This is a genomic window from Planobispora rosea (assembly GCF_014648175.1).
Classification (GTDB): domain Bacteria; phylum Actinomycetota; class Actinomycetes; order Streptosporangiales; family Streptosporangiaceae; genus Planobispora; species Planobispora rosea.
In genome coordinates, this window is the sequence record NZ_BMQP01000021.1 from 96,316 (window position 1) to 110,832 (window position 14,517).

The 14,517-nt window shown below is 72.1% G+C and carries 16 protein-coding genes; 6 read left to right on the forward strand and 10 right to left on the reverse strand.

The genetic code is table 11. From position 1 onward, the window contains the following. Positions 1-109: 109 nt before the first annotated feature. Both IEZ08_RS21390 and IEZ08_RS21395 read left to right on the forward strand, forming a co-directional pair. The gene (locus tag IEZ08_RS21390) at positions 110-1,267 is read left to right on the forward strand and encodes a GDSL-type esterase/lipase family protein (RefSeq protein ID WP_189242776.1); all 1,158 of its coding nucleotides are present in this window, start codon (positions 110-112) and stop codon (positions 1,265-1,267) included. Between the two features lie 129 nt (positions 1,268-1,396). Next, positions 1,397-1,705: a hypothetical protein gene (locus IEZ08_RS21395; RefSeq protein ID WP_189242777.1), complete on the forward strand. Its 309-nt coding sequence runs from the start codon at positions 1,397-1,399 to the stop codon at positions 1,703-1,705. A 73-nt stretch (positions 1,706-1,778) separates the two neighbouring features. Here IEZ08_RS21395 and IEZ08_RS21400 read toward each other — a convergent pair whose 3' ends face one another. Next, the gene (locus IEZ08_RS21400; protein WP_068921524.1) at positions 1,779-2,459 is read right to left on the reverse strand and encodes a LysE family translocator; all 681 of its coding nucleotides are present in this window, start codon (positions 2,457-2,459) and stop codon (positions 1,779-1,781) included. A gap of 48 nt (positions 2,460-2,507) precedes the next feature. Here IEZ08_RS21400 and IEZ08_RS21405 point away from each other — a divergent pair, with 48 nt between their 5' ends. Further along, positions 2,508-2,873 carry a PIN domain-containing protein gene (locus IEZ08_RS21405; RefSeq protein WP_068921525.1) on the forward strand — a complete coding sequence of 122 codons (366 nt, stop codon included), beginning with the start codon at positions 2,508-2,510 and terminating at the stop codon, positions 2,871-2,873. 80 nt (positions 2,874-2,953) lie between these two features. Here the strand turns inward: IEZ08_RS21405 and IEZ08_RS21410 are convergent, their stop codons facing one another. Then, positions 2,954-3,880, reverse strand: coding sequence for a LysR family transcriptional regulator (locus tag IEZ08_RS21410; protein ID WP_068921526.1), 927 nt, complete (start codon positions 3,878-3,880; stop codon positions 2,954-2,956). Positions 3,881-3,964: 84 nt separating this feature from the next. On the opposite strand from IEZ08_RS21410, the gene IEZ08_RS21415 reads away from it, so the two are divergent. Continuing rightward, a complete protein-coding gene (locus tag IEZ08_RS21415) occupies positions 3,965-4,480 on the forward strand; it encodes a cysteine dioxygenase family protein (protein ID WP_068928409.1) in 516 nt (171 codons plus the stop codon). A 57-nt stretch (positions 4,481-4,537) separates the two neighbouring features. Here the strand turns inward: IEZ08_RS21415 and IEZ08_RS21420 are convergent, their stop codons facing one another. The 4 genes from IEZ08_RS21420 to IEZ08_RS21435 all read right to left on the reverse strand — a co-directional run bounded on the left by IEZ08_RS21420 (position 4,538) and on the right by IEZ08_RS21435 (position 7,507). Further along, complete coding sequence (locus IEZ08_RS21420) at positions 4,538-4,903, reverse strand: hypothetical protein (RefSeq protein WP_068921527.1); 366 nt, start codon at positions 4,901-4,903, stop codon at positions 4,538-4,540. Further along, a complete protein-coding gene (locus tag IEZ08_RS21425) occupies positions 4,897-5,352 on the reverse strand; it encodes an acyl-CoA thioesterase (RefSeq protein WP_068921528.1) in 456 nt (151 codons plus the stop codon). Before IEZ08_RS21425 ends, IEZ08_RS21420 begins: the two co-directional genes overlap by 7 nt. A 1-nt stretch (position 5,353) precedes the next feature. Further along, positions 5,354-5,986 carry a TetR/AcrR family transcriptional regulator gene (locus IEZ08_RS21430; protein ID WP_189242778.1) on the reverse strand — a complete coding sequence of 211 codons (633 nt, stop codon included), beginning with the start codon at positions 5,984-5,986 and terminating at the stop codon, positions 5,354-5,356. 171 nt (positions 5,987-6,157) lie between these two features. Further along, complete coding sequence (locus IEZ08_RS21435; protein WP_141703621.1) at positions 6,158-7,507, reverse strand: M20/M25/M40 family metallo-hydrolase; 1,350 nt, start codon at positions 7,505-7,507, stop codon at positions 6,158-6,160. 277 nt (positions 7,508-7,784) lie between these two features. Here IEZ08_RS21435 and IEZ08_RS21440 point away from each other — a divergent pair, with 277 nt between their 5' ends. Continuing rightward, positions 7,785-9,179, forward strand: a complete 1,395-nt coding sequence (locus IEZ08_RS21440) for an aspartate aminotransferase family protein (protein WP_068921531.1) — start codon at positions 7,785-7,787, stop codon at positions 9,177-9,179. Between the two features lie 67 nt (positions 9,180-9,246). Further along, positions 9,247-10,362 (forward strand): alanine dehydrogenase, encoded by a 1,116-nt coding sequence (gene ald / locus IEZ08_RS21445; RefSeq protein ID WP_068921532.1) that lies wholly within the window; start codon positions 9,247-9,249, stop codon positions 10,360-10,362. Between the two features lie 76 nt (positions 10,363-10,438). Here the strand turns inward: ald and IEZ08_RS21450 are convergent, their stop codons facing one another. The 4 genes from IEZ08_RS21450 to IEZ08_RS21465 all read right to left on the reverse strand — a co-directional run bounded on the left by IEZ08_RS21450 (position 10,439) and on the right by IEZ08_RS21465 (position 14,511). After that, entirely contained in the window at positions 10,439-11,908 is a 1,470-nt protein-coding gene (locus tag IEZ08_RS21450; RefSeq protein ID WP_068921533.1) for a tetratricopeptide repeat protein, read from the reverse strand. A gap of 84 nt (positions 11,909-11,992) precedes the next feature. Then, positions 11,993-13,039: a sulfite exporter TauE/SafE family protein gene (locus IEZ08_RS21455; RefSeq protein WP_068921534.1), complete on the reverse strand. Its 1,047-nt coding sequence runs from the start codon at positions 13,037-13,039 to the stop codon at positions 11,993-11,995. Between the two features lie 124 nt (positions 13,040-13,163). Beyond that, positions 13,164-13,787, reverse strand: a complete 624-nt coding sequence (locus IEZ08_RS21460; protein ID WP_229803375.1) for a Uma2 family endonuclease — start codon at positions 13,785-13,787, stop codon at positions 13,164-13,166. Positions 13,788-13,863: 76 nt separating this feature from the next. Then, a complete protein-coding gene (locus IEZ08_RS21465) occupies positions 13,864-14,511 on the reverse strand; it encodes a response regulator (protein WP_189242790.1) in 648 nt (215 codons plus the stop codon). Between the last annotated feature and the right edge of the window lie 6 nt (positions 14,512-14,517).

Consider the following 14,517-nt stretch of genomic DNA (forward strand, 5'->3'; position numbering starts at 1 on the left):
CCATGCGAGGCGTGGCTCCCCGAATCGTTTTCTAATATGCGACCATTTCGGCACGATCATGGCTACCGGCGCCTGCTTCCAGGCGCTCACCCGGGATTGGAGCCGATGGATGGCCGGAGAGCACACTCTTGACGCGGAAGGGCTGACGGGTCTCCTCGTCGGCGCCGTCGACGTCGAACCGACGCCTTCGGGCGTCATCCCGCTCCGGTTGTCCCGGCGGAGCCGGGCGCAGGAGCCCACCAACGCCGCCATGGGGGTCGCGTCCGCGGCTGCCGGGGTGCACGTCCGCGTGCTGACCGGCGCCTCCTGGATCGCGCTGAAAGTCAAGATCACTCGCGCCCTCCCGGAAGGACCCGACTCCCGCGAGTATCCCGCGAGCTTCGTCGCCGTCGTCGATGGCGAGACCGCCGGACGCGCCGACCTGGACGAGGGTGACGTCATCCGGATGCGGGAGGACGGGATCCGGCTCGAAGCGGGGGACGTGTCGGCCGTACGGTTCGACCTCGGGCGGCCCCGCGACGGGCGGGCGCGCACGGTGGAGATCTGGCTGCCGCACACCGCCCAGGTCGAGCTGTACGGCGCCGCCTCCGACGCCCCGCTCTCCCCGGCGCCGTCGTCGGCCACCCACTGGCTCCACTACGGCAGCTCGATCAGCCACTGCCTGGAGGCGGACGGCCCGCTCGGCCCCTGGCCCCAGACCGCCGCGCGGAACCTGGGCCTGCGGCTGACCAACATGGGCCTGGCCGGCAACGCGATGCTCGACCCCTTCGCCGCGCGGACCATCAGGGACGTCGAGGCCGACGTCATCTCCCTCAAGGTCGGCATCAACATCGTCAACGGCGACACCATGCGCGCCCGTACCTTCGTGCCCGCCGTCCACGGGTTCCTCGACACCATCAGAGAGGGCCACCCGTCCACCCCGATCGTCCTCGTCTCGGCCATCGCCTGCCCCATCCACGAGGACACCCCCGGGCCGACGGTCCACGACGGGGTCCGGTTCCGCGCGGCGCGCCGGAGCCTCGACCTCGACACCGGCGCGCTCACCCTCGCCATGACCCGCCGCCTGCTGGAGCAGGTCGCCGCCGAGCGCGCGGCGACAGACCCCCGCCTGCACTTCCTCGACGGCCTGGAACTGCTCGGGCCGTCGGACGCCGAACGGCTCTACGACGACCTCCACCCGGACCAGAAGGGCTACGACCTGATGGCCGAACGCTTCACCGCGCTCGTCCGCGAGCGGGCGGATCTGGCCACGGCCTTCCGCCTCTGATCGTCTTCCGCCGCCGACCGTTCCGCGCCGTTCCCCGCGCGGTCGAATGGGAACGGCGCAACGGGGCAGGATGCCTGCGACGGCGGGTCCCGAGCCGGGAGACGCCGCCGGTTCGAGGGGAGGCGCGAGATGCCGGTGAAGGGCGAGCCCTCGGTCGCGGCTTCGGGGGAGTGGATCGACGATGACGGTGTGCGCATGCCCGCGGGCGAGGTGCACGCCTGGCGGCCGGGGACGAACCAGACGCTGTGCGGCCTGGCGTTGAGCCGGTCGCACCTGCGCCGGTTCCACCACGTGCCGTGGACGGACACGTTCCCGGAGTCGGGCGGGGCGGCGGACGAGGTGCGACGGGTGTGCCCGAGGTGCCAGGCGGCGGCCGGGCGGGGCCGCTCCGGCCGCGGCTGGAGCAAGGGCTGGACCAGGATCTCCCCGCGGCCCTGACTCCGGGCGGCGGCGGTCACGCGGGCGGCGGACCGGCCCGGTGGCCGGTGGCCGTTCTGCGAGGTGCCGTTCCTCAGGCTCCGGCCACGGCGATTCCAGAAGCCGGCATGGAACTGTGGGACGCGGCGCCCTCTCCGGCGAACGCGGCGGCGGCGCCCAGACCCAGGTAGACGACGCCGCTGGTGACGTCCAGGCGGCGGCGGGCGCGGGCGGAGCGGCGCAGGCGGCCGGCCAGGGCGGAGGCGAGCAGGGCGAAGGCGCCGTCGCTGGCCAGGCCGAGAATGATCCAGATCATGCCCAGCAGCACGATCTGCGGAGCGATCGGCCCCGCGGCCGGGTCGGCGAACTGGGGGAGGAAGGCGAGGAAGAAGATCGCCGTCTTGGGGTTGAGCACGTTCACCACGAAGCCCTCCCAGAACATCCGGGTACGGCTCGCCATCGGAGGCTCGGCCGCCTCGGCACCGTTGCGGCCGCTCATCAGCTTGCGGACGCCCAGCCAGATCAGGTAGGCCGCGCCGAGGTACTTCACGATCGTGAAAGCCGTCGCCGAGGCGGCGAGCAGGGCGCTGATACCGAGCGCGGCGGCGGCCACGTGGACCATGGAGCCCAGGTGGATGCCGAGGACGGAGACGAGACCGGCGCTCCTGCCCTGGGCGACGCTCCGGGTCACGATGTACACGACCGCGGGGCCCGGCACGACCAGCAGGGCGAGGGTCGCGGCGGCGAAGAGGGCGAGGGTGGCGAGATCCGGCATGCCGGGATCGTAGGCACACCCGCCCCTCGGCCGCCTCAGGTTTTCCGCATGCGGGAGCGGCCGACCGGCATGAATGAATACCGGCCGTTCAGCGTGCTTCTCCTCCGCTCGCCAAAAACCGTCGCGGAGCTGTTGACGGGCGTCGAGTTGGCGGACGACGCCCGCCGTCCCGGCCGGCAGGCGTTCGTCGACGAGGTGCTCGCGTTGATCCCGCTGGAGGAGTGCACCACCGACGTCGCCCGGGTGCACGCTCGTTTGATGGCGCACGTGAGGCGTACGGGGAAGACACGGGGCGCGTACGACCTGATGATCGCCGCGACCGCGGCGGCCACCGCACGGGTCATCATCACGATGGACGCGTCGGCGGCCTTCGACGACCTGCCGGGAGTCCGCGCAGAGGTGATTCCACGCTGACACGCACCCCCTGACAGGTGCCGGCCGATGACTGTCCCCGCAGGCGTGGTACCCGGCCGGAGCGGTGATCTCACCGGAGCTCAGGCGACGGCGGCCAGGGCGGCCAGCAGAGCGGCGGTGGCGGGCGGGTCGGGGGGTTCGCCGTAGACGGCGGCGTAGACGTGACGGGTCGAGCCGGGGATCTCGATGACGCCGACGCCGGGGTGACGATGCGCCTGCAGTGCCAGACCGGGCAGGGCGGTCACCCCCATCCCCGCGGCCACCAGGGCCTGGACGGCGACGATGTCGTCACTGGTGAAGGAGATCTCCGGCTCGAATCCCTGCTGCGCGCACAGGTCGAGCAGGTGGCTCCGGCACCGGTCGCAGCCCGCGATCCACCGGGTGCCGCGGTGGGAGAGCAGAGGGCTGGCGGGATCGGGATCGCACGGCTCCGTGATGGTCGGATCGCCCGGCTCCGTGACGGGATCCCCGGCGGGCCGTTCGGGGACGATCAGATAGCTGGGGTCGTCCAGCAGGTGGACCAGGCGGATCCCGTTGTCCTCCGGGGCGGTGTCGTCGTAGCGGAAGATGACCGCCACGTCCACGTAGCCCGCGCGGAGCATGCGCAGCGCCTCGGGCGGCTCGGTCTCGGTGAGACCCAGCTCCAGCCCGGGATGCTCGCGGGTGAGCAGCGCGGCGGCGGCCGGCACGAACGTGCCCAGCGCCGAGGGGAAGGCGGCCAGCCGTACCCGCCCGGCGCGCAGGCCCACGTGCGCGGAGAGTTCGGCGGTGGCGGAGTCGACGCGGCCGACGATCTCGATGGCCCGCTCGGCCAGCAGCCGTCCCGCCTCGGTCAGCCGGATGCCCCGGCCCGCGCGCTGGATGAGCTTGGCCCCGGTCTCGGCCTCCAGTTTGGCCAGGTGGTGGCTGACCGAGGGCTGAGAGTAGTGCAGCTCCCTGGCCGCCTTGGTGACCGAGCCGTGCCGGGCGACGGCGGCGAGCACACGGAGCCGCACGATATCCAGCATGTATCAACCCTATCTATGAATCACCGGGAAGATAGGCATTGGACGTTATGTATTGATCCGGAGCAGGCTTGAAGTATGGGAACCATGACGCTTGTCCGCCCCGGCCTGGCGGAACTCGTCGAGGGAGTGCGGGAGGCCGTCAGTCACCCCGCCGAGCCCCGTACCACCGCCTTCGCCGTCGCCGGCGTGCTGCGCGAACGGCTGCCCACGCCGGAGATCCTCACCGAGGAGGAGCGGGCCGGAGACCCGGACACCTACGTCAGGCACACTCTCCACACCGAGCCGGACTTCTCGATCATCGCGGTCGTCTGGCGGCCCGGCCAGCAGACCCGGCCCCATGACCACATCGCCTGGTGCGTCTTCGGCGTCCTTCAGGGGATCGAGTACGAGACGCTCTATCGCGACGAGGGCGACCACCTGACCGAGATCGGCCGCGTCGCCAACCGCACCGGCGACGTCAGCGGGTTCGCTCCGCCCGGGGACATCCACAAGGTGCACAACATCGGCGACATCACCGCGATCTCACTGCACGTCTACGGCGCCGACCTGAGCGCCGAGCCGACCAGCGTCCGCCGCACCTACCACCTGCCCATCAGATGAGCGGAGGACGGCGGGGTCATCCGGCCGCGCCCTGCCCGGGGGCGGTCCGCATGCCCGTCAGCCGAACGCCCGCCACACGGCGGCGTGGTCGAGGGCGTCGATCTCCCAGGTCCGGGAGCGCAGGGTGCCCCGGTCCCGGTAGGCGCGCATGATCTGCACGTGCTCGCGGAGCCGCACGAACCCCGCGAGATCGGCTTCGCCGCGCCACACCGAGAGCGAGCCCACCCGCCGGGCCGGCGGGTCCGTCCACAGCCACATGCCCACCGCGCCGGGCAGCGACGGCCACAGACGGCTCAGCGCCAGGCCCCGGCGTGCGGCGCCCGGCAGGTCCAGGAGCCGGTCCAGCTGGAAATCGGTCAGGCTGACCAGCAACGGGCCCGGTTCCGGCGCGGCGGGGCCGGCGATCCACCGCGACCTCAGCACGGGGCCGCCGCCATCAGCAGCAGCGGTCCGGCGGCGGCGCGGAGCTCGTCGCTGAACGGCGTGGGCCGCAGCGTGCCGGGGTCCAGGTTGACGTTGACGCGGTACCCCTCCGCGTGCACGACCGAGCGGTCGGCGGACAGCACGCGGAAGCCGTACACCCCGCTGGTCCGCCCCATGCGCTCGATCCAGAAGTGCACCAATGGCTCGCCCACGCCGACGATCGGCGCGTGGTAGGTCACCTTGAACTCCCGGACGGCCAGGAACACGTCCGTGAAGGACGAGACCGCGGGATCGGGCGCCCAGCCGAGCCTGCGCCAGTACGCGGTGATCGCGCGCTCGACCAGCAGGGCGTAGCGGGAGTTGTGCAGCAGACCCATGGCGTCGAGGTCGTCGAAGTGCACCTGGACCGGCTCGAGGTGTCCGCCGCCGGTCATATCGGGATCGGTCATGTCAGTCCTCCGGGAGCAGTGAGGGGTCGGGGCAGAGCCCGCGCAGGCGCTGCAGTACGGCACGGCGGGAGTGGGTGAGGGCGTGCTGCCCGTCGAGCAGCCGGGAGCGGATGACGGCCGCCTCCCCGAGGGCCTCGATCTCGTAGGCGAGTTGCGCGGGGTCCGTGCCCGGCGCGAGCTCGCCCAGCTCGACCGCCTCCCGCACCAGACGCCGGATGAACGCGTCCCAGTCGTGCAGGGCCTGCGCGACGCGTTCCCGGACCGCTCCGGGGCGGTCGTCGAACTCCGCCTGCACGGCGAGGAAGAAGCAGCCGCCCGGCAGCACGCGCTCGGCGTAGAACCTCAGCCGCGCCTCGTGGAGGGCGAACAGCCGCCTGACCCCCGCCGGGGCGCGCAGGGCCGGTGCGACGATGTGCTCCCGCCACTGGCGGGAAGCCCAGTCGACGGCGTCGAGCTGCAGCTCCTCCTTGCCGCTCCAGTGCGCGAAGAAGCCGGACTTGCTGATCCCGGTCGCGGTCGCCAGCCGCCCCAGGGACAGGCCGTCCAGGCCCTCGACCGAGGCCAGGCCGACCGCCTGCCCGAGGATGGCCTCGCGGCTGCGCAGTCCTCTTCGCCTGCGTCCGTCCTGTGTCATACAGACACACTATATGAACGACCGGTCGTTTATCTGTATGCAGGCGCCATCCGCGCTCGCCGGAGCCCCGGAGACGACGAAAGGCCCCGCCCAAAAAGGGCGGGGCCTTTCGGAGCCGAGTCGCCGGGACCGGGCGGCCGACGCACCGGGGAGGCGGACCGGGGAGGCGGGTCAGCCCGCGGCGGCGGTGCCGTACTCCTGCAGGAAGAGTGCCTCGGACACGATCGTGCGGCGGAGCTCGTCGATGACGAGCCGCTCGTTGGGCGCGTGGATCGAGGCGCCCTCGTCCTCGGCGCCGAAGAGCAGGATCTCGGCCGCCGGGAACTGCCGGACGAAGGTGGAGACCAGCGGGATCGAGCCGCCGGCGCCGACGTCGCGCGGGGGCCGGCCGTAGGCCCGCTCCATGGCGCGGTTCAGCGCCGAGCGGGCGGTGCCGCCGGTGTCGGACAGGAAGCCCGAACCGAGTGTGTAGTCGGTGAAGGCGACCTGGGCGCCCCACGGGGTGACCTTGTCGAGGAAGTCGACCACGGCCTCCACGGTCGTCTTGGGGTCGCCCGCCGGGGGCACCCGGAGTGTGACGCGGGCCCGGGCGACGGACTGGACCGCGTTGATCGCGCCGGAGACGGTCGGCACGTCCAGACCGGTGACGGTGATGGCGTAGGAGGCCCAGAGGCGGTCGGCCAGCGAGCCGGAGCCGACCAGCGAGACGCCGTCCAGCACGCCGGCGGTCTCGCGGAACTCCTCCTCGGACGGCCCGGCGCCCAGGAAGGTGCCGCGGGGCAGGCCGGGCACGCGGATGTCGCCGTTGTCGTCGTGCAGGGCCGCCAGCATCCGGATCAGCGCGGCGAGGGCGTCCGGGGCGGCGCCGCCGAACGAACCGCTGTGCGCGGACTCCTTCAGGGTGCGGACCTCGATCGTGAACGCGGCCATGCCGCGCAGCGAGGTGGTCACCGACGGGTCGCCCACGCGCGGGTTGCCGGTGTCGGCGACGATGATGGTGTCGGCCCGGAACAGTTCGGGGTTGCGCTCGACGAAGGCCTCCAGCCGCTCGCCGGCGTATTCCTCCTGGCCCTCGATGACGACCTTGATCCCCACCGGGAACCGGCCCTGGAAGACGCGGAGCGCGGCGACGTGGGAGATGACGCCGGACTTGTCGTCGGCGGCGCCGCGGCCGTAGATCGCGCCGTCGATCTCCGTTGGCTCAAAGGCGGGGGTGCGCCACAGGGCCGGGTCGCCGGCGGGCTGGACGTCGTAGTGCGCGTAGAGCAGCACGGTCGGAGCGCCGGGAGGGGCCGGGGCCTCGGCGTAGACGGCGGGGAAGCTTCCCTCGACCGGAATCTGCCGGACGTGCGGCAGTCCGGCGTCGCGCAGCAACTCCTCGGTCGCCGCCGCGGCCGCGTGCACGGGCTCCTCCGGGTGGCCGGGGAAGGCCACGGAGGGAATGGAGACGAGCCGCTTCAGGTCTTCGACTGCCCGGGGCATGCCCGCGGCGACGGCGCCCTCGATCTCGTCAGGAGTCACGACGTTCCCTCGCATCTCAGTATGTGGTCCCCCTATTGCAGCACAGGCGGGGAGGCGCCACGTCCGTGTCCGGCGCCTTACCCCATGATTCCGGAGCTCGGGGCCGCCCCCCGGAAGCGACCTGATCACTGCCCGATCAGTGTCGCGGATTTCGTCGTTGTTACATGAGCGTTTTGCGGATTCCAAGGTTCTTACATCATGAATCAACGCTTTCACTTGGCAAAAGGACGGTTGGCATGCACACTGTGGGAAGCCAGCTCACTGAGGGAAGATTTTTATGACCTATCCGGAAAACACCGACGTCGCGTCGGTCATGAAGGCCGCGCAGGACAACCTGTGGATGCACTTCACCCGGCACGGTGCCTACCAGGACGCCGAGGTGCCGATGATCGTGCGAGGCGAGGGCGCCTACGTCTACGACGTCCACGGCAAGCGCTACCTCGACGGCCTCGCCGGACTCTTCGTCGTCCAGGCCGGGCACGGCCGCAGCGAGCTGGCCGAGGCCGCCGCCAAGCAGGCCCAGGAGCTGGCGTTCTTCCCCCTGTGGTCGTACGCCCACCCCAAGGCCGCCGAGCTCGCCCAGCGGCTGGCCGAGCAGACCCCCGGCGACCTCAACCGGGTCTTCTTCACCACCGGCGGCGGTGAGGCCGTCGAGACCGCGTGGAAGCTCGCCAAGCAGTACTTCAAGATGACCGGCAAGCCGCTCAAGCACAAGGTCATCAGCCGCCAGATCGCCTACCACGGCACCCCGCAGGGCGCCCTGTCGATCACCGGGATCCCGCTGTTCAAGCAGATGTTCGAGCCGCTGGTGCCGGGCTCGGTCCGGGTGCCGAACACCAACCACTACCGCGCCGACGAGATCACCGGCGTGGCCGGCATGACCCCGGAGCAGTACGGCTACTGGGCCGCCGAGCGCGTCGCCCGCGCCATCGAGATGGAGGGCCCGGACACCGTGGCCGCCGTCTTCGTCGAGCCGGTGCAGAACGCCGGCGGCTGTTTCCCGCCGCCGCCCGGCTACTTCCAGCGCCTGCGCGAGATCTGCGACGAGTACGACGTGCTGCTCGTCTCCGACGAGGTCATCTGCGCCTTCGGCCGCCTCGGCACCATGTTCGGCGGGCAGAAGTTCGACTACGTCCCCGACATCATCACCTGCGCCAAGGGCATGACCAGCGGTTACTCGCCGATCGGTGCCATGATCGCTTCTGAGCGTCTCTTCGAGCCGTTCAAGCAGCCCACCGAGATGTTCGCCCACGGTTACACCTTCGGCGGTCACCCCGTCTCCGCGGCGGTGGCCCTGGCCAACCTCGACCTCTTCGAGCGCGAGGACCTGCTCGGCCACGTGACCCGTAACGAGCCCGTCTTCCGCTCCACTCTCGAACGCCTCCACGACCTGCCGATCGTCGGCGACGTGCGCGGCTCCGGATTCTTCTGGGGCATCGAGCTCGTCAAGGACAAGGCGACCAAGGAGACGTTCACCGCCGACGAGTCCGAGCGCATGCTCCGCGGCTTCCTGTCCAAGGCCCTCTTCGACGCGGGCCTGTACTGCCGCGCCGACGATCGCGGAGACCCCGTGATCCAGCTCGCGCCCCCGCTCATCTGCGGGCCCAAGGAGTTCGACGAGATCGAGTCGATGCTCCGCTCCGTGCTGACCGAGGCATGGAACCGGCTCTAGGGCCCAAAAAGCCCTGAAGGCTCCCCACCCCCCTCTCTCTACCGAGAGCTCCTGAAAGGAAACCTCCGTGAAGATCGGTGTGCCCACCGAGGTCAAGAACCACGAGTACCGCGTCGCGGCCACCCCCGCGGGCGTGCACGAGCTGGTCCGCCACGGCCACGAGGTGGTCATCCAGCGCGGTGCCGGACTCGGCTCGCACCTGCCCGACGAGGACTACCTCGCGGCCGGCGCCAAGATCCTCGACACCGCCGACGAGGTGTGGGGCGAGGCCGACATGATCCTCAAGGTCAAGGAGCCCATCGCGGAGGAGTACCACCGCATGCGCTCCGGTCAGGTGCTCTTCACCTACCTGCACCTGGCGGCCGGCAAGGCGTGCGCGGAGGCCCTGCTGGAGCGCCGGGTCACCGGCATCGCCTACGAGACCGTCCAGGTCGGCAACACCCTGCCGCTGCTCGCCCCGATGTCCGAGGTCGCGGGCCGCCTCGCCCCGCAGGTCGGCGCCTACAACCTGATGCGCTTCAACGGCGGCCGGGGCGTGCTGCCCGGCGGCGTGCCCGGCGTGGCCCCGGCCAAGGTCGTCGTCATCGGCGCCGGCGTCTCGGGCCTCAACGCCGCGCAGATCGCGGTCGGCATGGGCGCGGACGTCACCGTCCTCGACCTCAACATCGACCGCCTGCGGCACATCGACGCCATCTACCAGGGCCGCCTGAAGACCCTCGTCTCGACCTCCTACGCGATCGAGAAGGAGGTCCTGGAGGCCGACCTGGTCATCGGCGCGGTGCTGATCCCGGGGGCCAAGGCTCCGACCCTCGTCTCCAACGATCTGGTCTCCCGCATGAAGCCGGGCTCCGTGCTCGTCGACATCGCCATCGACCAGGGCGGCTGCTTCGAGGACTCCCGCCCGACCACGCACGCCGAGCCGACCTACACGGTCCACAACTCGATCTTCTACTGCGTGGCCAACATGCCGGGTTCGGTGGCCAACACCTCCACCTACGCGCTGACCAACGCGACCCTGCCGTACGCGGTCAAGCTCGCGAACCTGGGCTGGAAGGCCGCCCTCCGGCAGGACGCCGGTCTCGCGCCGGGCCTGAACACCCACGCGGGCCTGCTGACCAACGAGCCGGTCGCGGTCGCCCTCGGCCTGCCGTTCACGCCGGTCTCCGCGGTGCTGGACGCCTGATCGCCGCCTGGTCGCCGTCTATCTGGTCACCAGCTGGTCATCGCCCGCGTCACCGCCCGCCCGTGAAGGCGGGGTCTCACTGGAAGCCGAGACGGGTCCGGAGCTCGCGGGCGGTGGCCAGAACGTGCTCGATCTCCGCCGGGGTGGGCCAGGGGGCGTTGCCCGGCCGCAGCAGGGCCGTCCACACCGCGCCCAGGTGCTCGACGGCCCCCCGGTACAGCCCGCTCCGCGCGGTCAGCCAGTCGACGGCGCCGGCCCGTTCGTGCAGCGGCCGGGTGACGAGGTCCCAGGTGGCGAGGATCTCGGTCAGGTCGGCGACCTTGAGCGGAGCGCCGTCCCGGTGGGCCACGGCGGCGGCCGTCAGCCGGGCCCGGGCGACGAGCTCGGGCTCGGCGATCCGCTCCCAGACCGGCGCCGGCGGCGACGGCGGCCCGGACTCGCCCGCACGGGGCTCGGGGACGCGGGGAGTCTCGCGGGTGGAGCCGACGCAGGGAGTCTCGTGCGGGGACCCGGTCACCGCGAGCAGCGAGCCGAGTTCGGCCGCCGCCCGCGGGTGCCCGGCCCGCGCGGCCTGACGGAACCAGTGCTCCCCGCCCCGCAGGTCACCCAGCTCCGCGATGAGCAGCAGGCCGAAGTGGAACGCGGACTCCGGGTCTCCGCCGGCCGCGGCCCGGCCGAACCAGTGGCCGGCCCCCTGCACGTCTCCCAGCTCCACGCACACGAACCCGGCGGTCCGCTGGTCCTCCACCCGGCCCGCCCGGGCGGCCCGTTCGAACCAGGCGCGGGCGGTGCGCAGGTCGCCCCGTGACAGCGCGATCCCGCCGAGCTGCGAGGCGGCTCCTGCGTGCTCGTTGCCCGCGGCCATCCGGTAGAAGGCCTCGGCGCCCTCGGGGTCGCGATTGGCCGCCAGAAGCAGCCCCAGATGGTAGGCCGCGTCCATGTGACCGCCCTGGGCGGCCCGCTCCCACCACAGCAGCGCCTCGTTCTCCTCTCCCGAACCGTAGGCGAGGAACCCCAGGTCGTGGGCGGAGGCCGCATCGCCGTCCAGGGCCGCCCTGCGGTGCCACTCCCGGGCCGCCTGGACGTCTCCGCTCTCCTCGTGGATGAGCGCGAGCCGCCGGGCCGCGGGCCGGAACCCCGCCTGCGCGGCCGACTCGAACCACCGCCGGGCGGTCCTCAGGTCGCCGCGCTGCTCCAGCAGCAACGTCGCCAGGTTCAGCGCGGCCTCGGCGTCACCGGCCTCGGCGGCCAGCTCGTACCACCGCACGGCCTCGTCGAGGCTGCCGTGCTTCTCGTGCCAGATGCCGAGGTTGTAGGCGCTGTCGAGGTTGCCCGCCGCGGCGGCGCGCTCCCACCAGTGCCGCGCCGCCGAACGGTCTCCGCACTGCGCGTGATGGCGGCCGAGCAGGTGCGCGGCATTCGCGTCACCCTTGCGCGCAGCCTCCATCAACTCGGCATGTCCTTCCACGCCCGCCTCGTGCGCGGCTCCCCGGGGAGCGGGTACGAGGACCGCGGCCGCCTCCGGATCGCCTGGCCACCACCCCATGTCTCATCCTCCTCGCCACCTGCAAGAGTGGCACGTGATCGCGCGAATGCGGAGGGTAATCGGGCGTTCGCTTGTTGGGAGCGCTCAGGCGAAAGTGATGAAGCCCGTGTACATCCCCATCGAGCAGACGTAGCGCAGCGATCCCGGACGCTGCGGGCCGAGCCGCACGACCGCCGGGAGCGCCACGTCACGCCCGTCGACGGTGAGCGTCCGGGCGCAGCCGGGGTTCCCCGCCACGTGGAAGGCGATCTCGACGGGCACGCCCGCGCGGGCGGTCACGATGCCGGGACGGTAACCGCGGTCCGTCGCCCAGACGTCGATCCGCTGCACACCGTCCGCCGCACCCGGCCGTCCCGCGGCCGGTTGTACGGCCGGCGGTCCGGAGGGATCGGGGAGCCAGCCGCCCAGGCGCAGCCCCGAGGACGCGGTCCACAGCCCGGCGGCCAGCGCGAGCACCCCCGCCACCGCCGCCAGCCGGGTCGCGGCGATCCGCTGTACGACCAGGCCGAGCAGGGCGAACGCGGGCGCCGTCCCCGCCACGAACCCCGCCATGACCGCCGCCCCGCCCAGCGCGGACCCGCTGGAGACGGCGACCGTCTGGGTGCTGAGGGTGACCCCGCACGGCAGCAGGACCGTCACCGCTCCCAGCAGCACCGCCCGCCCGCCGATCGGCACGGTCCTCGCGGCGTGAACGATCCCCCTGGCAGGAGGGGTCCCCTCGGCAGGGGAGACCCCTTCGGCGGGGGTGGTCGCCTGGGCGCAGGCGGTCCCTTCGGCGCAGGCGGTCCCTTGGGCGGGGGCGGTCCCAGAGGCGAGGCGCGGTGTCTTGCGCGGCGGACACGCACGGGCTCCGCGCAGGAGCAGGCGCAGGCCGAATCCGGCGACCACGATCCCGGCCGCGACCAGCAGCGCCGCGCGTGTTGCGGGCGCCAGCCGTACGGCCGAGCCCAGCAGGCCCAGCAGCGCCCCGGCCACGACGTGGGAGGCCAGCCGCCCGGTGAGGAACAGGCCGACGACCTTCGGGCCGGAGGTCAGGCCCGCGAGCAGGCCGCCCTGCACGGCCGTACACGAGGCGGCGCCCGCCACCAGCCCGGCGGCGAGCCCCCCGACGAACAGCGCGACCGGCCCCACGCTCAGCGAGCGGCCGGGATCGCGATCCAGGTCCCCACGGCTCGACGGTAGCCGCCCCCGCCGGGAGCGAACAGTGACACTCTCATCACCCGACGGCACCGGCGCCTGCGCGGGCCGTGGGAGCTCAGGTCCGTTTGAGGGCCTTCTCGAAGATCGAGGTGTCGAGGGTGAAGTCGACGGGCGCGGGGAGGTGGAGCTCGCTGCCCACGGCGACGCGGGAGACCGTCTGGTACTCGCCCCCCTTGGGGGCGCTGAAGACCGTCACGGTGGCGGGGGTGGCGACGGGGTCGATGAGGAGCATGACGGGGACCAGGCCCATGGCGTAGAGGTCGGGCTTCCGTTCGCGGTCGTCGATGACGCTGCCGGGCGAGACGATCTCAGCGACCATGATCAGGCCGGAGGAGAGGAGCTCGCGCGTGCCCCAGCGCGGGCAGTCGGCCGGGGCCAGGACGAAGTCCGGCTCGACCGGCTCGCGGGAGCCGTCGATGCAGACGTCGACGTTGCCGGGATATGCGCGCCAGTCACGATCCATGACCAATGCTCGAAGAGCGTCGTAGATCAGTGTGGCGGTCCAGCCGTGCTCGGGGGTGCCTACCGGACTCACTATCAGACTTCCGTTGATGACTTCGGTCCGCAGCCCGGGGAGCTGCGGGAGCGCGTCGAACAGCTCGCGCGCGGTGCTGGGCAGGGGCCGGGACGCGGTCTCGGGGGTGGGCCGCAGGTCGGCGTGCTCTCGCCGCGAGGTCATGACCATGATCACGTGTCCCTTCGTGTTCCCGTGAACACGGTCAGTATCGCAAACGCCTGGTCGGATCGCGACGGATTCACGCCCAGCCGGGGCGGACCAGGCCGCTCTCGTAGGCGATGACGACGAGCTGGGCGCGGTCGCGGGCGTGCAGCTTCATCATGGTGCGGCTGACGTGGGTCTTGGCGGTGGCCGGGCTCATGAAGAGCTTCCCGGCGATCTCGTCGTTGGTCATGCCGGTGCCGACCAGGGCGAGGACCTCGCGCTCCCGGTCGGTGAGCGGCGACAGGTCCAGCGAGGACTCCGGCCGCTTGGCGCGGCTGGCGTACTCGGCGATGAGGCGGCGGGTCACGCCGGGGGAGAGCAGGGCGTCGCCGGCGGCGACGACGCGGACGGCCTGGATCAGCTCGGTGGGCTCGGTGTCCTTGACCAGGAAGCCGCTGGCGCCGTTGCGCAGGGCCTCGAAGACGTACTCGTCCAGCTCAAACGTGGTCAGAATGATGATCTTCGGTCCGGGGGGCATCCGCCGGGTGGCCTCCAGCCCGTCCATGCCGGGCATCCGGATGTCCATCAGGATCACGTCCGGCCGGTGCTCGCCGGCCAGCGCGATGGCCTCGGCCCCGTCGGCGGCCTCGCCCACCACGGTCATCCCGGGCTGGGCGTCGAGCAGGGCCCGGAACCCGGCCCTGACCAGGGCCTGGTCGTCGGCGAGAACAATGCTGATCATGTCGTT